The sequence below is a fragment of the Yonghaparkia sp. Root332 genome (assembly GCF_001425665.1).
In the GTDB taxonomy this organism is placed as follows: Bacteria; Actinomycetota; Actinomycetes; order Actinomycetales; family Microbacteriaceae; genus Microcella.
On sequence record NZ_LMCX01000001.1, the window covers coordinates 796,194 to 817,784 of the forward strand.

Sequence of the window (21,591 nt, forward strand, 5' to 3'; positions counted from 1 at the left end):
GATCGCCCGCCCGCCGCCTCCTCGCCATCCCGCCGCGTCTCCGCCCGCCCGCACGGCGCGCCTGGTGCCTGCGCTAGACTTCTGCGGTACATGACCGGGTCTGAACGGGCCACCGGTTCGTTCAGGCTGAAGATCAGAGGTTTTTCATGGGTTCTGTCATCAAGAAGCGCCGCAAGCGGATGGCGAAGAAGAAGCACCGCAAGCTGCTGCGCAAGACGCGTCACCAGCGTCGCAACAAGAAGTAGAGCATCCGCTCACCGCAAGCGCTCGACCCTCGGGTCGGGCGCTTTCGCGTTGACGCCGGCGCTGCGCGACCAGTCAGGCGCGCCGGCCGTCGCCGGGCTCGTCCTCGTGCGGGTCTCCCTGCGCCTCGCGCCGATCGTCTCGGCGGCCCGAGCGCAGCACGGCGCGGGCCTCGCGGCGGATGCGCTTGCGCGCCGCGCGGACGCTCGCCGCTCCGGCGGTGAGCACGGGCCAGGCGTGCGCCCGTGCGTGTCGCGACAGTGCGGTGTCGGGGTTGACGACGACCCGGTTGCCGACGAGCGCGAGCAGGGGGATGTCGTTGCGGCTGTCGCTGTACGCCCAGCAGTCGGCGAGCCTCGCCCCGCGCTCGGCCGCGAGCGCCTCCGCGACCTCGGCCTTGCGCGCGCCGTGCATGATCGCTCCGTCGAGCTCGCCCGTGAACACGCCGCCCCGGCTGCGGATGCGCGTGCCGACCGCCCCGGTCAGGCCCAGCCGCTGCGCCATCACGCTCGCCATCGCCTCCGGGGTCGCACTGAGCAGCCACACCTCGTGGCCCTTCGCCCGGTGCTCGCGCGCGAGCGCGACCGTCTCGGGGATCAGGCGCTGGTGGATCGAGCGCTCGTAGCTGTCGACGGCCAGGCGCGTGAGCTCGCCCTCCGTGCGGCCGGCGACGAGCGCGAGAGCGCGCTCGCGGACCGAGAGCTGGTGGCGCGTGTTCTCGCCGACGGCGATGAATCGGGCCTGCGCCCAGACGAATCCGAGCACATCGCGCAGCCGGATGAAGCCTTCGCGCCACGCGGCGGTGCCGATGTGGAAGATGCTCGCGCCGCGCATGAGCGTGTTGTCGATGTCGAAGAACGCGAGGATGGGCGTCGGCGACGGGGAGTCGGCGGCGCTGCCGGGCGAGGTGGACATCCCTGCCAGCATACGTCCGGCCGTAGGCTGGGCTGGTGCCCGCGACGACCGTGACGCTGCTCAGCCGACCCGGCTGCCACCTGTGCGACGACGCGCGCGCGATCGTGACCCGCGTCGTCGGGGAGGTCGGCGGCGTCGGATTCGAGGAGCGCAGCATCCTCGACGACGAAGCTCTGCTGGAGCGCTACCGCGACGAGATCCCGGTCGTGCTCATCGACGACGCCGTGCACACCATCTGGCGGGTCGACGAGACCCGCCTCCGTTCCGCACTTCTGGAGGATCAGTGATCAGGCACATCGTCTCGTGGACTCTGCAGGCTCCCGACGCGGAGGGCAGGGCCGCCGCGATCGAGGGGATGCGCTCGCGGCTCGAGCCGCTCGTCGGCGTGATCCCCGGGCTGCGGTCGCTCGTCGTGCGCGGCGACATCGGCCAGGTCGACGCGAACTGGGACGTCGTGCTGGTCTCGGAGCACGACGACGCCGAGGCGCTCGCCGCCTACCAGGCGCACCCCGACCACGTCGCCGTCGGCCCGTTCGTGCGGAGCGTCGTCGCCGACAAATCGTGCGTCGACTACGAGTTCTGAGCCCCGGGCTCTGAGCTCCGGACGGGACTGAGCGAGCATGTGCGGTCGGTACGCGAACACCAAGAGCGGTGAGGAGCTCGGCCGCTACTTCGAGGCCGATGAGGTCGACGAGGTGCGCCTGCCGCCGAGCTGGAACATCGCGCCGACGCAGCGGGTGTTCGTCGTCGTCGACACGGTGCCGAAGGATCTGGCCGGTTCGGGCGCCGACGCGCCGGTCGCTCGCCGCGTGACGACCGCGCGCTGGTCGCTCGTGCCGCGGTTCGCCAAGGAGCTCGCGTCGAAGTACCCGACCTTCAACGCCCGCAGCGAGACCGCGGCCGAGAAGCCGACCTTCCGATCCTCGGTCGTGCGCAGCCGCGCGATCGTCCCGGCGGACGGCTACTACGAGTGGCTCACGGTCGGGAAGACCAAGACGCCGTACTTCGTCACCGACCCGGAGGAGGGCGAGCTCGCCTTCGCGGGGCTGTACTCGTGGTGGCGGCCGCCGGTCGCCGAGGGGTCGAAGGGCACCGAGCCGGAGCCGTGGATGCTGACCGCCACGATCCTGACGCGGGCGGCGGCGGGGCCGGCGGCGCGCATCCACGATCGGATACCGGTGATGCTGCCGCGCTCGGAGTGGGACACCTGGCTCGACCCCACGATCGCCGGCGACCACGCGCTCGTGCAGCACGCGGTCGCGGCGTCGCAGCCCGTGATCGAGCGGCTCGCGGTGCACGAGGTCGCGCCGCTGCGCGGCGACGGGCCCGAGCTCATCGCACCGCTCAACCCGCTGTAGGCGCGATCAGGGCGCGGGGCAGGCGGACCACAGCCCGCGGCCGGCGTCGCGCGCTTCTCGCTCAGCGGCCTGCAGCTCGGGCCAGTAGCGGTCGTTGGGCTCGACGCGCAGCGCCTCGGCGTAGCCCTGCGCGACGAGCTCGAGGTTGATGAGCGTGCCGTCGGCGGCGTAGAGGTACATGAGCTCGCGCTCGTAGCGGTCCTGCGGGTCGCGGTCGTAGGCGTAGCCGACCTCGCTGCCGACGGGCGCGAGCGCCTCGAGCGCGGCCGTCGCCTCCGGCCCGAAGCACTCGAGAGGGTCGCGCACCTCGGGGGTGTCGAGCCCGATGAGCCGCACGCGCAGCTCGTCGCCGCCGACGCGCAGGCGCACGGTGTCGCCGTCGGTGATCGACGCGATCGTGCCCGTGCCGGTCGGCTCGCCGAGAGAGCCCGAGCCGCCGCCCGACCCGCCGCCCGTGCCCGTGCCCGGTGCGCCGGGCACCCCGCGGTCCGGCTCGCGCAGCTCGACCGGGAGGGGCGAGCAGCCCGCGAGCGAGCCGAGCACGAGCAGCGCGGCGAGCGCGAGGGCGGAGGAGCGGGGCACGCTGTGAGGCTACCGGGGCGCATCCGACATCGACGCGGCCGGACGTATGCTGGCGCCGACGGAAGGACCCGCCGTGACCGACGACCGCTCACCCGGAATCGACCCGCGATTCCCCGAGGTCTACCAGCGCGCGGGCGCCGACGCGCCGATGACCGCCCCGGTCCGCCGCGCGCCCGCCCGAGCCGCCGACCCCCGCCCCGTGCTCGATGAGGGGATGGTGGCGCCGAGCGCCGCTCCCGGCCCGCGCGGCCAGGCGGCGCCGAGCGTCGCGGCGCGCGCCGAGAAGCCGGAGCGCTCGCTCGAGCTCGTCGTCGTCGGCAACCCGTGGCTCCGCGCGCTGTGGATCGTGGGCGGGGCCACGCTGCTGCTCGGCATCGGCGCGATCCTCTACGCGCAGAACGCCTTCCTCGACGCGAGCACCTCGGGCTTCGACCGCGCCGCGCTCGTCCTCCCGACGATCGCGAGCGAGCTCTCGGGGCCGCTCGTGACGGGCGGCGTGCTCGCGCTCGTGGCCGCGACGTGCCTGCGCATCGCGGCATGGCGGCCGAAGGGGTACCGCACGCTCGAGCCCGACGCGCAATAGGTCGGTTGGCAGCAGCGCAGCCGGCGGCGGCTCAGCGCTGGCAGGTCGGGCAGTAGAACGTCTGCCGCTCGGTCAGGGCGTCGTCGCCGAGCATCCCCATCCGGATGCGGGTGCCGCACCGCCGGCAGGGCTCGTGCTCGCGATGCGCGACCCAGACCCGCTTGCCGCGGCGGGTGTCGCCCGTCGTGACGCGCTCGACGCGGTCGCGGTTGGCGCGGATGAGACGCACGCCGAGGTCCAGGACGGCCCCGGCATCCGTCTGCCCGATCGGAGTCTCGGGAAGGATGCCGCGGAGGAACAGCACCTCGTTGCGGTAGTCGTTGCCGAGCCCGGCGACGTTCCGCTGATCGAGCAGAGCGAGGCCGATCGGCCGCTGGGGGTCGGCGGTGAGGCGGCGGAGGGCCTCGTCGCGGTCGAACGCCGGACCGAGCGGGTCGGGGCCGAGATAGCCGACGATCGACTCCTCGTCGCGGGTGGGCACGAGCTCGAGCTCGCCGAGCGCGAAGCCGACGGCCTGCCAGCCGGTCTCGTTGGCGCCGTCGGGCGCCGCGCCCACCTCGAGCACCATGCGCGCCTCGAACGCCGGTCGTCGCCACCGGCTGCCGGGCCGGTAGACGTGCCACGAGCCCTCCATCTTGAGGTGCGAGTGCACGGTCGTCTCACCGATGCGCATGAGCAGGTGCTTGCCGATCGCGACGACCTCATGCACGGTCTGCCCGCTGAGGTCGACTGTCGCGAACGCCGGCACGCGGATGTCGCACCGCGTCACCTCGCGCCCCGCGAGCACCTCGTTCAGGCGCCGCGCGGCGCGGTGGACGGTATCGCCCTCGGGCACGTCGCCTCCTCCCCGGCCCGGCCTAGATCCGCAGCCGCAGGCCCTGCGGCGTCGCGACGAAGCCCGCCTCCTGCAGCGCCTCGGCGAACGGGGTGCCGAAGACGCTCGCGCCATTGACGCGCTCGATCCGCAGCGAGCGCAGGCGGGCGCGCACGACGGCGGCGAGCTCGGTCGCGGCCGCCGCGAGCGACGCGGGCTCATCGGTGAAGGTCAGTGCGCTCTTGCCGCCGCGCTCGAGGTAGGCGGCGAGGTGCCCGTCGACGAGGGCGACGAGGGCTCCGGCCTTGCGCCCGGGCCGGTGCGCGGGCGTGCCGACGACGGGGTCGTCCGCGGCGCCCGGCCACGGCAGGGCCGCGCCATACGGGTTGGCGGGGTCGGTCGCGGCGAGGACGAGCGGCGCCAGGGCGGGGGCCGCATCCTGATCGCGCACGAAGGTGCGCAGCCGGTCGACCGTCGCGGGCGTGCCGAACTGCGCCGCGCCGAGGTGCTCGACGAAGTAGCCGCGGCGCACGCGCCCGGCCTCCTCCATGCGCGCGAGCACCTTGTACATGAGCGCGAAGCCGCCGCGCACGTTCTCGGCCTGCACGGCACCGCGAGTGACGACGCCGTACCGCTCGAGCAGGCTGTCGGCGAGGTGCGCGCCGCGGCGCGTGGGGTCGAGGTCGCGGTCGGGCAGGAGCGACCAGCGACCCGCTGTCGATGGCGGGCCCGAGCGGGCGGGCATCGTCGGGCGGGCGTAGCCGCGGTACGCGCGCGGTCGCGGCGCCCGTGCCGCGGTCGGGCGCTTCGAGCAGCCGAGCATCGCGCGCACCGGCGCGAAGGTGTCGTTCGTGATGAGCCCCGCCCAGACGAGCTGCCACAGGTCGTCGGCGAGGCGCGCGTCGTCGGTCGCTCCGGTCGCGTCGGCGAGCTGGCGGAAGAAGAACCCGCCGCCGCCCGCGAGCACCGAGAGGATGCCCTCCTGCCGCTCGGTCGCGCCGGCGTCGGCCTCGAGGGCGGTCGGCTCGGCGAGGCTCAGAGGCGCGAGGTGCGGCAGGTGGATGCTCAGCCAGCCGTCGCTGCCCGGCAGCGACCCGCCGCCCGACCAGACGAGCTCGCCGCTCGCCATGAGCTCGTCGAGCCACGCGGGCGAGTAGTCGCGCACGCGGCTCGGCAGCACGAGGGTCTCCCACGCCGAGGCCGGCAGCGCGACGCCCTGCAGCTGCTCGGCGGCCTGCAGCACGCCGTCGATGCCGCGCAGCGCGCCGCCGCCCGTGCCGCCCCCGCGGCCGAGGTGCTGCCACGCGGGCAGGAAGCGGCCGAGCGCGCCCGCGCTCACGGGCTCGATCTCGGCCCGCAGGGCGGCGAGGCTGCGGCTCCGGAGGCGGCGGAGCACCTCGGCGTCGACCCACTCGGTGCCGGAGGACCCGGGCCGGAACTCGCCCTCGATGACGCGTCGGTCGCTCGCGAGCCGGCGCAGGGCATCCGTCACGACCGCGATGCCCAGCCCCAGCCGGTCGGCGACGTCGTGCGCCGTGAAGGGGCCGTGCGTGCGGGCGAAGCGCGCGACGAGGTCGCCGAGCGGGTCGGGCACCGGATCGAGGAACGCGCTCGGCACGCCGTGGGGGATGGGCGTACCGAGAGCGTCGCGCAGGCGCGCGGCGTCCTCCACCACGGCCCAGCGCTCGGCGCTCGCGCCGCCCGCGTCGCGCACGGCGAATCGGAAGACCCGGTTGGTGCGGGCGAGGGCGACGAGCCACTCCTCGACGGTCGCGCCCTCGACCGCGCGCGCGGCGAGCTCGTCGACGGAGTGCGGGCCGAGGATGCGCAGGAGGTCGACGACGCCCTCGTCGTCCTTCGCGCGGCGGTCGGGGGCGAGGCGCTGCAGCTCGGCCTCGGTCTGCGCGATGACCTCGGGGTCGAGGATCTCGCGGAGCTCGGCGCGGCCCAGCAGCTCGGCGAGGAGCGTCGAGTCGATGCTGAGGGCGGCCGCGCGGCGCTCGGCGAGCGGGCTGTCGCCCTCGTAGAGGAAGGCGGCGACGTAGCCGAACAGCAGCGACCGGGCGAAGGGCGAGGGGCTCGGGGTCTCGACCTCGATGATGCGCAGCTCGCGCTGGTCGATCGCCGTCGCGATCGCCGTGAGGCCCGGAAGGTCGTAGACGTCGCTCAGCACCTCGCGGATCGTCTCGAGCACGATCGGGAAGCTCGGGAACTCGCGCGCGACCTCGAGCAGCTGGCTCGCGCGCTGGCGCTGCTGCCACAGCGGCGAGCGCTGCGAGGGATTCCGGCGCGGCAGCAGGAGGGCGCGCTGCGCGCACTCGCGGAAGCGCGCGGCGAACACGGCCGAGCCGCCGACCTCGCTCGTCACGAGCGCGTCGAGCTCGGCCGGGTCGAAGAGGAACAGCTCGGCTCCCGGCGCCTCGGCCTCGGTGTCGGGCAGCCGCACGACCAGCCCATCGTCGGCCGCGATCGCCGCGCCGTCGAAGCCGTGCCGCTCGCGCAGCCGCGCCGAGATCGCGAGCGCCCAGGGCGCGTGCACGCCGAGCCCGAAGGGGGAGTGCAGGATGACGCGCCAGTCGCCGAGCTCGTCGCGGAACCGCTCGATCACGAGCGTCGAGTCGGTCGGCAGCTGGCCCGTCGCGGCGACCTGCTCGGCGAGCAGCGCGTCGAGGTTCATGACGGCCCGGTCGTCGAGACCGGCGGCGCGCAGGCGGTCGCGCCGGGCATCCGGCGAGGCGGCGGCGAGCTCGCGGGTCGTCGCGCCGAGCGCACGCCCGAGCTCGGCCGGGCGCCCGAGGCCGTCGCCCTTCCAGAACGGCACCTTGCCGGGCTGGCCGAACGCGGGGGTCACGACGACGCGGTCGTGCGTGATCTCCTCGATCCGCCAGCTCGTCGCGCCGAGCGCGAAGACGTCGCCGACGCGCGATTCGTAGACCATCTCCTCGTCGAGCTCGCCGACGCGGCGACCCGCTCCCTCGCCCGCCAGGAACACGCCGAAGAGCCCGCGATCGGGGATCGTGCCGCCGCTCGTCACCGCGAGCCGCTGCGCGCCGGGGCGGCCCGAGAGCTGGCCGCTCACGCGATCCCACACGATGCGGGGGCGCAGCTCGGCGAAGCGATCGCTCGGGTAGCGGCCGCTCAGCAGGTCGAGCACGGCCTCGTACGCCGAGCGCGGCAGGGTCGCGAACGGGGCGCTGCGGCGCACGGCGTCGAACCACTCGTCGATGTCGGCGGGCTCGAGGGCGACGTGCGCGACGGTCTGCTGGGCGAGCACGTCGAGCGGGTTGGCGGGCACGCTGAGCTGCTCGATCTGGCCCGAGAGCATCCGCTCGCTCGCGACCGTCGCGTGCAGGATGTCGGCGCGGTGCTTCGGCACGATGACGCCACGGCTGATCTCGCCCACCTGGTGACCGGCCCGGCCGAGGCGCTGCAGGCCGCTCGCGACGCTCGGCGGCGACTCGACCTGGATGACCAGGTCGACCGCGCCCATATCGATGCCGAGCTCGAGGCTGCTCGTCGCGACGACGCAGCGCAGGCGGCCCGACTTCAGGGCGTCTTCGATCTCGGCGCGCTGGTCTTTGCTGACCGAGCCGTGGTGGGCGCGCGCGAGCAGCTCCGCGCCCTCTCCGAGGCGTTCTGCGCAGATCTCGTTGAGCCGCGCCGTGAGCCGCTCGGCGAGCCGCCGCGAGTTCGCGAACACGATCGTCGAGCGGTTCGCGAGCACGCGGTCGACGATGTCCTCCTCGACGTGCGGCCAGATCGACGGGTTCGCCGCTCCGCCCGCGGCCGAGCCCTCGTCGTCGACGGGGCCGACGGGGGGCGGCTGCGTCATGTCGTCGACGGGCACGACGACGCGCAGGTCGAAGGTCTTCGCGGCGGGCGGCTGCACGATCGTCACGGGGCTGCGCCCGCCGAGGAACCGAGCGACCTCCTCGACCGGCCGCACCGTCGCCGACAGGCCGATGCGCTGCACGGGCGTCGCGAGCCTCGCGTCGAGCCGCTCGAGGCTCAGCGCGAGGTGCGCGCCGCGCTTCGTGCCGGCGACGGCGTGCACCTCGTCGACGATGACGGTCGTGACGCTGTCGAGCGACTCGCGCGCGCTCGACGTGAGCATGAGGTAGAGGCTCTCGGGGGTCGTGATGAGGATGTCCGGGGGCGTCTTCTGCAGCGCCCGCCGCTCCGCCGACGGCGTGTCTCCCGATCGCACGCCCACCGTGATCGTCGGCGCCGGGTGCCCCAGCCGCGCCGCGGTCTGCGTCACGCCGATGAGCGGCGAGCGCAGGTTGCGCTCCACGTCGACGCCGAGCGCCTTGAGGGGGGAGATGTAGAGGACGCGCGTGCGCCGCGGCTCGTCGGCTGCGGCTGCGGCTGTGCTGGCGGTGCCGGCGGCCGGCTCGGCGATGAGCCGATCGATCGACCAGAGGAACGCCGCGAGGGTCTTGCCCGAGCCGGTCGGTGCGACGACGAGGGCGTGCTGGCCGCTCGAGATGGCCTCCCACGCGCCGAGCTGCGCGGGCGTCGGCTCGGGGAAGGCGCCGTCGAACCACGTGCGGGTCGCCGGTGCGAACCGGCCGAGCACGCGATCGAGGTCGGGGGAGGTCATCTGTTCATCATGCACGCGACGGCCGACAGCATCCCCGGCCGGTTCTCAGCCCGCAGTCGGGTCGGAGGGCGCGGCGTAGAACGGGCGCAGGAAGCCGAGGACGTCGCTGAGCTCGGCCTCGCTCACGGCGTGCCCGAGGCCCTCGTAGATGCGGTCGGTGACGGTCGCGTGGCGCGGAAGCCAGTCGTGGGTGTGCTCGATGAGGGCGGGCGCGATGACCTGGTCGAGGGTGCCGCGGCCCCAGAAGACGGGCGGCCTCTGGTCGAGCATCCGGTCGTCGGCGGGGGCGGGGCCGGGGACGACGAAGCCGGCGAGGCTCACGGCGAAGTCGAAGCGCTCGGGCGCGTGGCGCAGGAGCTGGATCGCCATCGACCCGCCCTGACTGAAGCCGAGCAGGCCGACGCTCGTCGCGGGCTGCCGGTCGAGCCAGTGCAGGATGCCGCGCGCGGCGGCGTCGGCCTGCGGGCCCCGGTCATCCGTGATGTCGTACCAGGCGTACCCGAGTCCGGAGCGCAGCGGGCCGCGCAGGCTCGCGATGACCGGCTGCAGCGGCAGGTACTGCGAGAGGCCGAAGAGGTCGCCCTCGTGCGAGCCGTAGCCGTGCATCAGGACGAGCAGCGGGCGCTCGGCGCGCTCGTGCTCGGGGGCCGACCACATGATCGCGGAGTCGTCGATGAGCTGCATCCCGGTCATGCCTCGAGTCAACACCACGGGGCTCCTCGCCCGCCTGGGGTAAGAATGAGGCATGGCCAACACGCGCACGCCCGACCCCAACCCCGGATGGCTGTCGGACGACGAGCTCGAGCAGATCCGCCGTCGACTGCCGCTGCTGTACGTCGAGGCCGTGCCGGTGCGCGTCGACGGCATGGGGCAGGTGACCGAGGTGGGCGTGCTGCTGCGCGTCAATACCTCCGGGTCGATGACCCGCACCCTCGTCTCGGGCCGCGTCATGTACGGCGAGACGCTGCGCGACGCGCTCTTCCGACACCTCGAGAAGGATCTCGGGCCCATGGCGTTCCCGCAGCTGCCGGCGTCGCCGAACCCGTTCCACGTCGCCGAGTACTTCCCCCTGCCGGGCGTCTCGCGCTTCAGCGACGACCGCCAGCACGCGGTCGCCCTCGCCTACGTCGTCCCGGTGACGGGCACGTGCGACCCGCGGCAGGATGCCCTCGAGCTCACCTGGCTCACGCCCGAGGAGGCCGCGTCGGAGCGCGTCTCGGCCGAGATGGAGGGCGGCCGCGGGGTGCTGCTGCGGGCCGCGCTCGCCTCGGTGGGCGTGCTGCCGTAGAACTGTTGCGTCTCAGCGCACCATCCGCGAGCAGTGGGCGTCGTCCCAGGGCGCGTACGGATGCCCCAGGCCGTCGAGCGCGAACCCGTGCTTCTCGTAGAAGCGGCGCGCCCGCTCGTTCGCCGTGACGATCCACGCGTAGGCGGGTCGGTCACCGAGCACGCCGTCGAGCAGGCGCGCGCCGAGCCCGGAGCCGTGCGTGCTCGCGAGCGTGTAGAGCGAGTCGAGCTTCGTCGACCGCGGGGCCTCGGGATCGTCGCTCGGGGCGCTCCGCGCGAAGCCGACGAGCGCCGGCGACGTGCCGCTCGGCCCGGCTGACGGGTCGAGCAGCTCGGCGACGAGCGCCTTCGAGCCAGGAACGGTGGCGTCGGCCGAGCCCGCGGCGAGCATCCCGGCCCATTCGTCGGTGAGCGAGTCGGCGCTCGCCGCAGCGAGGAACCGCTCGCTCAGGACCCCGGCATAGGTCTCGAGCCAGCACTGCCGGTGCAGTAGGCCGAGCGCGGGAGCGTCGGCGACCGTCGCGGGGCGCATGCGGAACTCGAGCACCCCGAGAGCCTAGAACCCGCGGGCTCGGCGTTCCCTCGTGCTCCCACGCTCCGCCGACAGTCGGCCCGCCCCCTCCGCCCTACCGTTGTTGAGGAATGACGTAAATCGATTTCGACACTCCTCAACAACGGTAGGAGGTGGGCCGAGGGCGATGGTCGGCAGCCGCGAGCCCGACTTCGGCGGCGCTCACGATGTGGAGGAGTGTCGAAATGCGATTACGTCACTCCTCTGCATCCTGAGCCTGTCGGCCGCGGACGCGCTCCCCGCGCGGGCTCAGCGCACCAGCCGGAGCTCGACGAGGTTCTCGAACCTCGGCAGCAGCTCAGTGGTTCCGTCGTGGGTGAATCCGTTGCGCTCGTAGAAGGCCCGCGCCCTCGGGTTGCGCTCGAGCACCCACAGCGACGCCGGCCGGTCGCCGATCGCCGCATCGAGGAGGCGCTGACCGAGTCCCGATCCGTAGGCGGATGCTCGGACGTAGATCGCGTACAGCTCGAGCGCGCGCGGCGGGGCCTCGCCGCGGCCCGGGCCCGCGCTCGAGAACCCGACGAGCTCTCCGTCCTCCTCGGCGAGGAGCACCACCCCGCCGTCGCTCGCGATGCGCGGGATCGTCGTCGCCCAGCGCTCGGCGCTCGACTCGGGCGTCGCGCTGCCGAAGAACTCGGCGCTCAGCAGCTCTCCGTACGCCTCGCGCCAGCACGCCATGTGCAGGCGGCCGAGCGCGTCGGCGTCGTCGGGGGTCGCGGGGCGGATCTCGGTCGTCATCCGACCACGCTAGAGGATTCGTCAGCACCCAGCGGATGTCGGCAACGCGAACGCGCCCGCCCCCGAGAACGGGAGACGCGCGCGTTCGATGCGTGGTGCGGCGGACTACCGGCCGCGGCGCTGCCCGCCCGAGCTGTTCGAGCGGACGACCTGGCCGACGCGGATCCCGCCGGCACCGGAGCCCGAGCCGCCCGAGGGCGCCGACGCGCGGCGCGAGCCCTGGCGGGTGCGCGGCGCGGCGGGAGCATCGGTGTGGCGCACGGCATCGGAGCGGTGCGGGGCGGCGTCGGTGCGCGGGCGATCGGTGCGGACGCGAGCGCCCCCACCGGTCGACACGGCGCCGGAGGCCGTCGAACCGGCGGCGCCGGAGTGACCGCCGCGACGGCCGGAGCCCGAGCCCGAAGCCGAGCCCGAGCGGCCCGACTCGGAGCGGCCCGCTCCCGAGCCCTCGCGGGTCGAGCGCTTGCGCTGCGCGTTGGCGCCCTGCGAGCGGCCCCCGCCCTGGACGGGCGGACGCAGCACGGCCGGGAGCGCGTCGGCGGCGACGCGGGGCGCGACGTCGCCGATGAGGCGCGTCACGGCATCCGAGCCCGCGGTCACCTGCTGCGGCTGCACCGAGATCGCGGCCTTCTTCAGCAGCGCGGCGGTGTCGCGACGCTGCTCGGGCAGCACGAGGGTGACGACGTCGCCCTCGGCGCCGGCGCGGGCGGTGCGGCCCGAGCGGTGCAGGTACGCCTTGTGCTCCATGGGCGGGTCGACGTGGATGACGAGCTCGATGTCGTCGACGTGCACGCCGCGGGCGGCGACGTCGGTCGCGACGAGCACGCGCACGCTGCCGTCGCCGAACGCGGCGAGGTTGCGGTCACGGGCCGGCTGCGAGAGGTTGCCGTGCAGGTCGACGGCGGGGATCCCCTCGGCCGTGAGCGCCTTCGCGAGCTTCTTGGCCTGGTGCTTGGTGCGCATGAAGAGGATGCGGCGGCCGCTTCCCGACGCGAGCGCCGAAACGAGGCGCTTCTTCTCGTCCACGCCCGAGACCTCGAACACGTGGTGGGTCATCGCGGCGACGGGCGAGTTGGCCTCGTCGACCGAGTGCGTGGCCGGGTTGTGCAGGAACTGCTTGACGAGCTTGTCCACGCCGTTGTCGAGCGTCGCGCTGAACAGCAGGCGCTGGCCGTCGGAGGGCGTCGCCTTCATGATGCGCGTGACGCCGGGCAGGAAGCCGAGGTCGGCCATGTGGTCGGCCTCGTCGAGCACGGTGATCTCGACGGCGTCGAGCGAGACGAACTTCTGCTGCATGAGATCCTCGAGGCGGCCGGGGCACGCGACGATGATGTCGACGCCGGCGCGCAGCGCGCTGACCTGGCGGCTCTGCGAGACGCCGCCGAAGATCGTGGTCGTCGTGAGGCCGTACGCCTTGGCGAGCGGCTCGAGCACGGCGTTGATCTGCGTCGCGAGCTCGCGCGTCGGGGCGAGGACCATGCCGAGCGGGCGGCCCGGGCGGCGGGGTCCGCCGGCGAGGCGCGTGCCGAGGCGCGCGATCATCGGGATCGAGAAGGCCAGGGTCTTGCCCGAGCCCGTCTTGCCGCGGCCGAGCACGTCGCGCCCGTTCAGGGTGTCGGGCAGGGTGTCGACCTGGATGGGGAACGCCTCGGTCTTGCCCTGAGCGGTCAGGACCTCGACGAGGGGGTACGGCACGCCGAGCGCGCTGAAGGTGGTTTCGGTCATGGGGTGGTGCCTTTCGAGCATGCGCGATTCCCGGCATCCGCGACCGAGCGGTCAGGATGCGGAGCGCGCGCCATGGGCGCACGCAGTCGGGAATCGAAGTGGCGACGGCGGCAGTGGCCGACATCGTTCGCCGTGAGAAAGTATCGAACCGCGGTGCGCGAGTCGGTGCGCGAGGTGCGGGATGAGTAAGCGTTCTACGACGCAGGCTGACCATCAATGGCCGTGCCTATGCCTCAACCGTAGCAGGTCGGTCTGTCGGGCCTCTCGCGGCGCCGCGGAAGCCGCGCTACGCGAGCACCGCCCGCCCGTCCCCGTAGCGCTCGCCGACCGGGATCTCCACGTCGACGACGTTGCCCGCCGGCGCGAGCGGGCACGCCCACGCGGGGTCGTACGCGCACGAGGGGTTGTAGGCGAAGTTGAAGTCGATCACGAGAGACCCGGGCTCGCGCCCCGGCCCGAGGTCGGCGCCCTTGACGGTGTCCAGGAGGTAGCGTCCGCCGCCGTAGGTGCCGCCCTCGGCGCGCGAGAGCGCGTCGCGGACGGGCACGAACAGCCCGCCACCGTACGACCGCAGCCGCCACACGTCGAGCGGGCCCACGCCGGGCACGTCGACGACCCCGATGCGCTCGAAGGGCACGACCCCGTCGGTGCCGGTCGGCACGTCGAGCGACGCGGGAGGAGCATCCGCGATCACGCACTCGAACCGCCACGCGCGGTCGTAGGGCTTCACGCGCAGCCCGGTGAAGCGCTCGCGATCGGCGGGCAGCAGCGGCGAGGCGGGGTGCTCGAGGAAGAGGCGGTCGCGCTCGCGACGCCACACGTCGTGGGCGGCCTCGAGATCGGTCGCGCGCCGCACCTTCTCGTAGAGGCGGAAGACCGCGCGGCGCCAGCTCACCGTGTCGAGCGCGACGCCGGCGGCCGAGAGCGTGCCGGCGCTCACGGGCGGCTCGCGAACTGCGTGCGCCAGCCCGGGGCGAGGCGCTTGATCTGCCGCGCCCGCAGCTGCCAGAAGACCCAGAAGCCGATCATCACGACGGGGGTGAGGATGCCCGCGCCGACGTCGAGCCGATCGCGGAAGCGCGTGCGCCCGCCCGGCGCCACCGAGATCGCCATGCGGTGGTGCCACGAGCGGACGACGCGCATCGGACCGGATACCGGCCCGCCCGCGTCGTGCACGATGCGCTCGGTCGAGCCGTCGGAGAGCATCCGCGACTCATCGCTCAGCCTGATCACCTGCACGCCCATCGGCACGACGCCCAGCAGCGTCAGCTGCACGCGGTGCTCGCCGCCCGGCCACCGCTCGGGGAACCCGCCGGGCTCGAGCGACTCGACGGTCGTCCACGGCCCCGACACCGCCCGGAACACGGCCGGCGAGTGCACGGCCTCCCACGCCGCGTCGGGCGGGCAGTCGAGAACGAGATCGAGCGTCACGGGCATGCGACCAGTGTGCTCCCCCTGGCTACCATCGACCTGTGACCGACCGCGCCAGCACCGAACCCGCCGACCCCGCCACCCAGGATCGCTACCAGGTGCGCTTCGACGTCGGGCTCGACGGCGCTCGCCGCATCGGCGGCTCGGCCCACCTGCTGGTCTGGTGCGATGCGATCGCGACCGAGCAGGTTCCGGTGGATGCCCTGCCCCACCGCCTCGAGGTCGTCGACGCCCGTCTCGGCGCGGCCTCCGCGATCGCCCAGCGCCTCCTCGCGCTGCAGGTCGCGCGCGGCGAGCGCACGATGGTCGCCGTCGTCGCCGCGGGCTCCCCGCTCGAGAGCCCCGACGGGTTCCCCGTCGGGGACGTCCTGCTCGCCGGCGCCGTCATCGACGCGCTGGGCGCGGTCGGCATCGATGCGACGAGCCCCGAGGCGGCCGCGGCGGCCGCCGCCTTCCAGGGGCTCCGCGGTGCCGTGGGTCACATGCTGACCGCGTCGGTCGCCGGGCGGGCCCTCGCCGAGAGTCAGGGGGCGGATGCCCTTCCCGCCGCCCGCGCGCGCCTCGAGGAGTCGGCGCTCGTCATCCTGCGGGAATTCAGCCACTCCGCCTAGCGTTCCTCCCGGTCAGAGATCCACGTCTGGCACCGACCCGGGAGGACCCACCATGAAGGCCCACGTCAACGGCACCGTCATCGCCGAGGCTCCGGAGGAGCAGCTCGTCAAGATCGAGGGCAACTGGTACTTCCCGCCGTCGAGCGTGAAGAGCGAGTTCCTCGAGAAGAGCCCCACGCCGTACACCTGCCCCTGGAAGGGCGAGTGCCAGTACTTCACCGTCGTCGTCGACGGCCAGAAGCTGCAGGATCGCGCCTGGAGCTACCCGACGCCGTACCCCGCATCCTTCGACCGCGTCGGAACCGATTACTCGGACTACGTCGCGTTCTGGAAAGAGGTGCAGGTCTCCGCGTAGCGGACGAGTCGGCTACGCGGCGCGCTGATCGACCCAGTCGATCAGGTGCTGCGGGCTGAACCCGCGCGCGCACTGCCCGCACGACAGAGGCTTCGCGGGCTTGCGGAACCGGACGAACTCGTGCCCGTTCGGGCAGCGGCCGCGCCAGCGCGCGCGCTCATCGGCGATCGGGCCGTCGTGGGTGCGCCCGCCCTCGTAGCCGAGCCCGCGGGCGAGCGCGCGCCAGACGGGACCGTGCCCCGTGCCGGGCCCGGCGAGCGCGTGCGCGACCTCGTGCAGCAGGATCTGGTGGATCTCGTCGTCCTCGAAGCGCGCGGCGAGGTGGCGCGAGACCGTGATGCGGCGGTCGGTGTAGTTGCACAGGCCCGCCCGCCGCGTCGCGTTGTCGAACCCGAAGCTCCACGTCGCATCGAGGTGAAGGCGCAGCAGGGCCTCGGCCCACACCCGCACGCGCTCGAGCTCGCTCATGCCTCCAGGCTACGAGCCGCCGCCGACACGGGCGCTCCGCGCGTCCCAGCGCGCCGCGACCCGCCGTATGTTCGTTTAGCGAATGCGGAACCCGCGACGGACGAGCGTTCTAGTGGTGTGCGGCGTTCGCCGCGCGACTACGCTCGCCCTGAGCGTGAGGAGAGTTCACATGCCGCTGATCCGCCGGCTCGGTGGCGACGAGGGCGTCGCCGCTCTCGTCGACCAGCTTTCCGCCCGGGTGAAGGCTGACCCGCTCATGGGCCCGTACTTCCGCGATGTCGACGAGGCGGCGCTGAATCGGCACCGCTCGATGTTCCTCTCCGCCCTGCTGGGCGGGCAGCACTCGTACACGGGCAAGACCGTCGCCGAGGCGCACGGCCCGTTCCGGCTCGGCGATGCGGAGTTCGACGCCTTCCTCCGCGTCATGAGGGAGACCCTCGAGGCCGCCGACGTCCCCGCCGTCGACCGCCGCACGGTGCTGCGACGACTGTCTCGACTGCGTGCCGACATCGTCAGCCGCGGCGTCTCGGTGGCGCCCGGCGCGCCCGTCTTCGGCGGGCCGGAGAGCTCCGGCTGAGACCCGTCGGCAGCGCCTCCCCGCCCAGAGCCGCCGGGCGGAGGATCAGTCGCGCCGCGAGAACAGCCCGGAGGTCGGCTCCGGCGAGCGCACGGCGGTCGCATCGGTCGCGACCGGGGCGCCCGCGATCCAGTTGACGAGGTCGCGGCCGCTCGTCACCGTGGCCGGGTGCGGTCCGCGGGCCATCAGCCGCGGCATCCAGTCGAGCGGCAGCTCGCTCGTCGAGGCGATGAGCACGACGTTCCCGAAGCGGCGCCCCTTGAGGATGCCCGTCTCGGCGAGCGCGGCGACGTCGCGGTAGGCCATCCGCAGCGTCGCCGCCTGGGCTCGGGCGAAGGCGAGCCCGGGCCCGTCGGCCACGTTGACCGCGACGATGCCGTTCGGAGCGAGGAAGCGCCGCACCTCCTCGTGGAACTCGAGGCTCGTGACGTGGGCCGGGATGCGCGCGCCGCTGAAGACGTCGACCACGATCAGGTCGACCGCGCCGTGCAGGGCTGCGGGGAGGCGCGCGAGCGTCGCTCGAGCATCCCCGTATCGCACCCGGATGCTCGCGCGGCGCGGCAGCGGGAGGTGCTCGCGCACGAAGGCGACGAGCTCCTCCTCGAGCTCGACGACCTGCTGCCGCGAGCCCGGGCGCGTCGACTCGATGTAGCGGGGGAGGGTGAGCGCGCCGGCCCCGAGGTGCAGGGCCGTCATGGGCTGACCGGCCTCGCCCCACTCGTCGATCACGTGGCCGATGCGCTGCACGTACTCGAAGAACAGGCGGCTGGGGTCGTCGAGATCGACGTGCGACTGGGGCGTGCCGTCGACGATGAGGCTCCAGCTGCCGGGCGACCATCTGTCGGGCTCGATGACCGCCCGCATGCCGTTCGAGAGCTGCCGCGAGACGGCGACGGGGGAGGACATGACCGCTAGCGTGCCACAGCCCGAGGCGGGGGCCGGCGCGGTTATAGCGCAGAGGGGCAGATCGGTCAAGAATCCGACTGGACACGGCGGGGCGGGCGCGCCTAGTATTGAGGTTTGCGCTCCCCGACAACTTCAGCCGTCAAATGGCGGTCGGCTGACGTGCCCCGAGTATAGCGGCGGGGTGGGCCCGAGCACGGGCCCTCAATGGGTTTCTGGCGTGATCACTCGACCGTGTTCATCTGTCGCTCCGGCGACGGTATTAGGGCTTCGACGCCCACGGAGGTTAGTTCGTTGGCTGCTTCGCGCACCGCTAAGAATTCCCAGTCCCCCCAGAACGGCCGGAACGCATCCCGGCTCTCGTTCGCCAAGATCAGCGACACGCTGACCGTCCCCGATCTGCTGGCGCTGCAGACCGAGAGCTTCGACTGGCTCGTCGGGAACGACGCCTGGAAGGCGCGCGTCGCCGAGGCCGAGGCCGCCGGTCGCACCGACGTCCCGGGCCGCAGCGGCCTCGAGGAGATCTTCGAGGAGATCAGCCCCATCGAGGACCTCGGCGAGACGATGCAGCTCTCGTTCACGAACCCGTACCTCGAGGAGCAGAAGTACTCGATCGACGAGTGCAAGGAGCGCGGCAAGACCTACGCCGCCCCGCTGTACGTCGAGGCCGAGTTCATGAACCACATGACGGGCGAGATCAAGACCCAGACCGTCTTCATGGGTGACTTCCCGCTCATGACCGAGCGCGGCACGTTCATCATCAACGGCACCGAGCGCGTCGTCGTCTCGCAGCTCGTCCGCAGCCCGGGCGTCTACTTCGAGCGCACGCTCGAGAAGCTCTCGGACAAGGACGTCTACACCGCCCGCATCATCCCCAGCCGCGGCGCCTGGCTCGAGTTCGAGATCGACAAGCGCGACCAGGTCGGCGTGCGCATCGACCGCAAGCGCAAGCAGTCGGTCACCGTCTTCCTCAAGGCCCTCGGCATGACCACCGAGGAGATCCGCGAGGCCTTCGCCGGCTTCGACTCGATCGAGCAGACCCTCGAGAAGGACGCCGTCCTGACGAAGGAAGAGGCGCTCAAGGACATCTACCGCAAGCTCCGCCCGGGCGAGCAGGTCGCCGCCGAGGCCGCGCGCGCGCTCCTCGACAACTTCTACTTCAACCCCAAGCGCTACGACCTCGCGAAGGTCGGCCGCTACAAGGTCAACCGCAAGCTCGGCGTCGACGCCCCGCTGACGGACTCGGTGCTGACGGTGGAGGACATCGTCGCGACCATCCGCTACATGGTGTCGATGCACGAGGGCCGCACGACCATGCCCGGCCAGCGCGACGGCAAGCCCGTCGAGCTGCGCCTCGACGTGGACGACATCGACCACTTCGGCAACCGACGCATCCGCGCCGTGGGCGAGCTCATCCAGAACCAGGTGCGCACCGGCCTCAGCCGCATGGAGCGCGTCGTCCGCGAGCGCATGACCACGCAGGACATCGAGGCGATCACGCCGCAGACCCTGATCAACGTGCGCCCGGTCGTCGCCGCGATCAAGGAGTTCTTCGGCACCTCGCAGCTGTCGCAGTTCATGGACCAGAACAACCCGCTCGCGGGTCTGACCCACAAGCGCCGGCTCAGTGCTCTTGGGCCTGGCGGCCTGTCGCGTGAGCGCGCCGGTGTCGAGGTGCGCGACGTGCACCCCTCGCACTACGGCCGCATGTGCCCCATCGAAACCCCGGAAGGCCCGAACATCGGCCTCATCGGCTCGCTCGCGTCGTTCGCGCGCATCAACGCGTTCGGCTTCATCGAGACGCCGTACCGCCGCGTGGTCAAGGGCAAGGTCACCGAGCACATCGACTACCTCACCGCGAGCGAGGAGGACGAGTACGTCGTCGCCCAGGCCGGCGCGCCCCTGAAGAAGGATGGCTCGTTCGCCGAGGAGCGCGTGCTCATCCGCAAGAAGGGCGGCGAGGTCGAGCTCGTGCCCTCCGCCCAGGTCGACTACATGGATGTCTCGCCGCGCCAGATGGTGTCGGTCGCGACGTCGCTCATCCCCTTCCTCGAGCACGACGACGCGAACCGCGCGCTCATGGGCGCCAACATGCAGCGCCAGGCCGTTCCGCTGCTCCGCTCCGAGTCGCCGCTCGTCGGCACCGGTATGGAGGGCTTCGCCGCGATCGACGCCGGTGACGTCATCACGGCCGAGAAGGCGGGCGTCATCGCGGAGGTCTCGGCCGACGCCGTGACCGTCCAGCTCGACGAGGGCGGGACCCAGCAGTACTTCCTGCGCAAGTTCGACCGCTCGAACCAGGGCACGAACTACAACCACCGCGTCATCGTCAACGCGGGCGACCGCGTCGAGGCCGGCGAGGTCATCGCCGACGGCCCCGCGACGGAGAACGGCGAGCTCGCGCTCGGCAAGAACCTCCTCGTGGCGTTCATGTCGTGGGAGGGCCACAACTTCGAGGACGCGATCATCCTCAGCCAGAACCTCGTGAAGGACGACACGCTGTCGTCGATCCACATCGAGGAGTACGAGGTCGACGCCCGCGACACGAAGCTCGGCAAGGAGGAGATCACCCGCGACCTCCCCAACGTCAGCCCGGACCTCCTGGCCGACCTCGACGAGCGCGGCATCATCCGCATCGGCGCCGAGGTCCGCCCCGGCGACATCCTCGTCGGCAAGGTCACGCCCAAGGGCGAGACCGAGCTCTCGGCCGAGGAGCGCCTGCTGCGCGCGATCTTCAACGAGAAGTCGCGCGAGGTGCGCGACACCTCGCTCAAGGTCCCCCACGGCGAGCAGGGCACGATCATCGGCGTCAAGGTGTTCGACGCTCAGGACGGCGACGACGAGCTCGGCTCGGGCGTCAACCAGCGCGTGGTCGTCTACATCGCCCAGAAGCGCAAGATCTCCGAGGGCGACAAGCTCGCCGGCCGCCACGGCAACAAGGGCGTCATCTCGAAGATCCTGCCGGTGGAGGACATGCCGTTCCTCGAGGACGGCACGCCCGTCGACATCGTGCTCAACCCGCTCGGCGTCCCCGGCCGCATGAACTTCGGCCAGGTCCTCGAGATCCACCTCGGCTGGGCCGCGTCGCGCGGCTGGAAGGTCGACGGAAAGCCCGAGTGGGCGAACCGTCTGCCCGAGGTCGCCCGCGAGGCCGCTCCCGGCACGAAGGTCGCCACGCCCGTGTTCGACGGCGCGAGCGAGGAGGAGATCGCCGGCCTCCTGGACTCGACGACCCCGAACCGCGACGGCGTCCGGCTGATCGACTCGACCGGGAAGGCGCGTCTCTTCGACGGCCGCACCGGCGAGCCCTTCCCGGACCCGATCTCGGTCGGCTACATGTACATCCTGAAGCTCCACCACCTCGTCGACGACAAGATCCACGCGCGCTCGACGGGCCCCTACTCGATGATCACCCAGCAGCCGCTCGGCGGTAAGGCCCAGTTCGGCGGCCAGCGCTTCGGTGAGATGGAGGTGTGGGCGCTCGAGGCCTACGGCGCCGCCTACGCGCTGCAGGAGCTCCTGACGATCAAGTCCGACGACATCCTCGGCCGCGTGAAGGTCTACGAGGCGATCGTCAAGGGCGAGAACATCCAGGAGCCGGGCATCCCCGAGAGCTTCAAGGTCCTCATCAAGGAGATGCAGTCGCTGTGCCTGAACGTCGAGGTCCTCTCGGCCGACGGCACCGCGGTGAGCCTGAAGGACACGGATGACGAGGTCTTCCGCGCCGCGGAGGAGCTCGGCATCAACATCTCCTCCCGCTTCGAGTCCTCGTCGATCGACGAGATCTGATCCGGGTCTCTCCCGAGACACTGACGACTGTTTACGAA

General features: G+C 72.7%; 22 protein-coding genes. 10 read left to right on the forward strand and 12 right to left on the reverse strand.

What is annotated here, in order from left to right:
* Positions 1–146 precede the first annotated feature (146 nt).
* Positions 147–245, forward strand: a complete 99-nt coding sequence (locus ASC54_RS12555; protein ID WP_003792170.1) for a 30S ribosomal protein bS22 — start codon at positions 147–149, stop codon at positions 243–245.
* A 73-nt stretch (positions 246–318) separates the two neighbouring features.
* On the opposite strand, the gene ASC54_RS03805 is transcribed toward ASC54_RS12555, so the two are convergent.
* Positions 319–1,158, reverse strand: coding sequence for an HAD family phosphatase (locus ASC54_RS03805; protein ID WP_082514827.1), 840 nt, complete (start codon positions 1,156–1,158; stop codon positions 319–321).
* 35 nt (positions 1,159–1,193) lie between these two features.
* Here ASC54_RS03805 and ASC54_RS03810 point away from each other — a divergent pair, with 35 nt between their 5' ends.
* The 3 genes from ASC54_RS03810 to ASC54_RS03820 are packed head-to-tail and all read left to right on the forward strand — an operon-like array spanning position 1,194 to position 2,516.
* Positions 1,194–1,445: a glutaredoxin family protein gene (locus tag ASC54_RS03810; RefSeq protein WP_055857368.1), complete on the forward strand. Its 252-nt coding sequence runs from the start codon at positions 1,194–1,196 to the stop codon at positions 1,443–1,445.
* Positions 1,442–1,741, forward strand: coding sequence for a Dabb family protein (locus ASC54_RS03815; RefSeq protein WP_055857365.1), 300 nt, complete (start codon positions 1,442–1,444; stop codon positions 1,739–1,741). Before ASC54_RS03810 ends, ASC54_RS03815 begins: the two co-directional genes overlap by 4 nt.
* A gap of 37 nt (positions 1,742–1,778) precedes the next feature.
* Positions 1,779–2,516, forward strand: a complete 738-nt coding sequence (locus ASC54_RS03820) for an SOS response-associated peptidase (RefSeq protein ID WP_055896786.1) — start codon at positions 1,779–1,781, stop codon at positions 2,514–2,516.
* A gap of 6 nt (positions 2,517–2,522) precedes the next feature.
* On the opposite strand, the gene ASC54_RS03825 is transcribed toward ASC54_RS03820, so the two are convergent.
* Positions 2,523–3,098 carry a thermonuclease family protein gene (locus ASC54_RS03825; protein WP_055896789.1) on the reverse strand — a complete coding sequence of 192 codons (576 nt, stop codon included), beginning with the start codon at positions 3,096–3,098 and terminating at the stop codon, positions 2,523–2,525.
* A gap of 73 nt (positions 3,099–3,171) precedes the next feature.
* Here ASC54_RS03825 and ASC54_RS03830 point away from each other — a divergent pair, with 73 nt between their 5' ends.
* Entirely contained in the window at positions 3,172–3,681 is a 510-nt protein-coding gene (locus ASC54_RS03830; protein WP_055896794.1) for a hypothetical protein, read from the forward strand.
* 31 nt (positions 3,682–3,712) lie between these two features.
* On the opposite strand, the gene ASC54_RS03835 is transcribed toward ASC54_RS03830, so the two are convergent.
* The 3 genes from ASC54_RS03835 to ASC54_RS03845 are packed head-to-tail and all read right to left on the reverse strand — an operon-like array spanning position 3,713 to position 9,791.
* Positions 3,713–4,516, reverse strand: coding sequence for a DNA-formamidopyrimidine glycosylase family protein (locus tag ASC54_RS03835; protein ID WP_055896797.1), 804 nt, complete (start codon positions 4,514–4,516; stop codon positions 3,713–3,715).
* A 22-nt stretch (positions 4,517–4,538) separates the two neighbouring features.
* On the reverse strand, positions 4,539–9,098 hold the full coding sequence (locus ASC54_RS03840) for a DEAD/DEAH box helicase (RefSeq protein WP_055896800.1): 4,560 nt from the start codon (positions 9,096–9,098) through the stop codon (positions 4,539–4,541).
* Positions 9,099–9,143: 45 nt separating this feature from the next.
* Positions 9,144–9,791, reverse strand: coding sequence for an alpha/beta hydrolase (locus ASC54_RS03845; protein ID WP_055857349.1), 648 nt, complete (start codon positions 9,789–9,791; stop codon positions 9,144–9,146).
* Between the two features lie 52 nt (positions 9,792–9,843).
* Here ASC54_RS03845 and ASC54_RS03850 point away from each other — a divergent pair, with 52 nt between their 5' ends.
* On the forward strand, positions 9,844–10,386 hold the full coding sequence (locus ASC54_RS03850; protein WP_055857345.1) for an NUDIX hydrolase family protein: 543 nt from the start codon (positions 9,844–9,846) through the stop codon (positions 10,384–10,386).
* A gap of 12 nt (positions 10,387–10,398) precedes the next feature.
* On the opposite strand, the gene ASC54_RS03855 is transcribed toward ASC54_RS03850, so the two are convergent.
* The 5 genes from ASC54_RS03855 to ASC54_RS03875 all read right to left on the reverse strand — a co-directional run bounded on the left by ASC54_RS03855 (position 10,399) and on the right by ASC54_RS03875 (position 14,856).
* Positions 10,399–10,932: a GNAT family N-acetyltransferase gene (locus ASC54_RS03855; RefSeq protein ID WP_055896803.1), complete on the reverse strand. Its 534-nt coding sequence runs from the start codon at positions 10,930–10,932 to the stop codon at positions 10,399–10,401.
* A 273-nt stretch (positions 10,933–11,205) separates the two neighbouring features.
* A complete protein-coding gene (locus ASC54_RS03860; protein ID WP_055896806.1) occupies positions 11,206–11,694 on the reverse strand; it encodes a GNAT family N-acetyltransferase in 489 nt (162 codons plus the stop codon).
* A 105-nt stretch (positions 11,695–11,799) separates the two neighbouring features.
* Entirely contained in the window at positions 11,800–13,419 is a 1,620-nt protein-coding gene (locus ASC54_RS03865) for a DEAD/DEAH box helicase (RefSeq protein ID WP_055896809.1), read from the reverse strand.
* A gap of 286 nt (positions 13,420–13,705) precedes the next feature.
* Complete coding sequence (locus tag ASC54_RS03870; protein WP_055857336.1) at positions 13,706–14,359, reverse strand: DUF1684 domain-containing protein; 654 nt, start codon at positions 14,357–14,359, stop codon at positions 13,706–13,708.
* Positions 14,356–14,856, reverse strand: coding sequence for a hypothetical protein (locus ASC54_RS03875; RefSeq protein WP_055896811.1), 501 nt, complete (start codon positions 14,854–14,856; stop codon positions 14,356–14,358). The genes ASC54_RS03870 and ASC54_RS03875 overlap by 4 nt, the downstream gene beginning before the upstream one ends.
* A gap of 35 nt (positions 14,857–14,891) precedes the next feature.
* Between ASC54_RS03875 and ASC54_RS03880 the strand changes: the two genes are divergently transcribed.
* Both ASC54_RS03880 and ASC54_RS03885 read left to right on the forward strand, forming a co-directional pair.
* Positions 14,892–15,461, forward strand: a complete 570-nt coding sequence (locus tag ASC54_RS03880) for a hypothetical protein (RefSeq protein WP_055896814.1) — start codon at positions 14,892–14,894, stop codon at positions 15,459–15,461.
* Between the two features lie 52 nt (positions 15,462–15,513).
* Positions 15,514–15,816 carry a DUF427 domain-containing protein gene (locus ASC54_RS03885; protein WP_055896817.1) on the forward strand — a complete coding sequence of 101 codons (303 nt, stop codon included), beginning with the start codon at positions 15,514–15,516 and terminating at the stop codon, positions 15,814–15,816.
* 12 nt (positions 15,817–15,828) lie between these two features.
* On the opposite strand, the gene ASC54_RS03890 is transcribed toward ASC54_RS03885, so the two are convergent.
* Complete coding sequence (locus ASC54_RS03890; protein ID WP_055857326.1) at positions 15,829–16,284, reverse strand: SprT-like domain-containing protein; 456 nt, start codon at positions 16,282–16,284, stop codon at positions 15,829–15,831.
* A gap of 169 nt (positions 16,285–16,453) precedes the next feature.
* Between ASC54_RS03890 and ASC54_RS03895 the strand changes: the two genes are divergently transcribed.
* Positions 16,454–16,861, forward strand: coding sequence for a group 1 truncated hemoglobin (locus ASC54_RS03895; RefSeq protein ID WP_055857325.1), 408 nt, complete (start codon positions 16,454–16,456; stop codon positions 16,859–16,861).
* A 45-nt stretch (positions 16,862–16,906) separates the two neighbouring features.
* On the opposite strand, the gene ASC54_RS03900 is transcribed toward ASC54_RS03895, so the two are convergent.
* On the reverse strand, positions 16,907–17,767 hold the full coding sequence (locus ASC54_RS03900; RefSeq protein ID WP_055896820.1) for a spermidine synthase: 861 nt from the start codon (positions 17,765–17,767) through the stop codon (positions 16,907–16,909).
* A 291-nt stretch (positions 17,768–18,058) separates the two neighbouring features.
* On the opposite strand from ASC54_RS03900, the gene rpoB reads away from it, so the two are divergent.
* Entirely contained in the window at positions 18,059–21,553 is a 3,495-nt protein-coding gene (gene rpoB / locus ASC54_RS03905) for a DNA-directed RNA polymerase subunit beta (RefSeq protein ID WP_055896823.1), read from the forward strand.
* Positions 21,554–21,591: the final 38 nt, after the last annotated feature.

Bases quoted from the DNA above. Each gene is read 5' to 3' on its own strand.
- ASC54_RS03840 (WP_055896800.1), bottom strand. From the start codon at position 9,098: ATGACCTCCCCCGACCTCGATCGCGTGCTCGGCCGGTTCGCACCGGCG.
- ASC54_RS12555 (WP_003792170.1), top strand. From the start codon at position 147: ATGGGTTCTGTCATCAAGAAGCGCCGCAAGCGGATGGCGAAGAAGAAG.
- ASC54_RS03875 (WP_055896811.1), bottom strand. From the start codon at position 14,856: ATGCCCGTGACGCTCGATCTCGTTCTCGACTGCCCGCCCGACGCGGCG.
- ASC54_RS03820 (WP_055896786.1), top strand. From the start codon at position 1,779: ATGTGCGGTCGGTACGCGAACACCAAGAGCGGTGAGGAGCTCGGCCGC.
- ASC54_RS03895 (WP_055857325.1), top strand. From the start codon at position 16,454: ATGCCGCTGATCCGCCGGCTCGGTGGCGACGAGGGCGTCGCCGCTCTC.
- ASC54_RS03900 (WP_055896820.1), bottom strand. From the start codon at position 17,767: ATGTCCTCCCCCGTCGCCGTCTCGCGGCAGCTCTCGAACGGCATGCGG.
- ASC54_RS03885 (WP_055896817.1), top strand. From the start codon at position 15,514: ATGAAGGCCCACGTCAACGGCACCGTCATCGCCGAGGCTCCGGAGGAG.
- ASC54_RS03845 (WP_055857349.1), bottom strand. From the start codon at position 9,791: ATGACCGGGATGCAGCTCATCGACGACTCCGCGATCATGTGGTCGGCC.
- ASC54_RS03890 (WP_055857326.1), bottom strand. From the start codon at position 16,284: ATGAGCGAGCTCGAGCGCGTGCGGGTGTGGGCCGAGGCCCTGCTGCGC.
- ASC54_RS03805 (WP_082514827.1), bottom strand. From the start codon at position 1,158: ATGTCCACCTCGCCCGGCAGCGCCGCCGACTCCCCGTCGCCGACGCCC.
- ASC54_RS03865 (WP_055896809.1), bottom strand. From the start codon at position 13,419: ATGACCGAAACCACCTTCAGCGCGCTCGGCGTGCCGTACCCCCTCGTC.
- ASC54_RS03860 (WP_055896806.1), bottom strand. From the start codon at position 11,694: ATGACGACCGAGATCCGCCCCGCGACCCCCGACGACGCCGACGCGCTC.
- ASC54_RS03850 (WP_055857345.1), top strand. From the start codon at position 9,844: ATGGCCAACACGCGCACGCCCGACCCCAACCCCGGATGGCTGTCGGAC.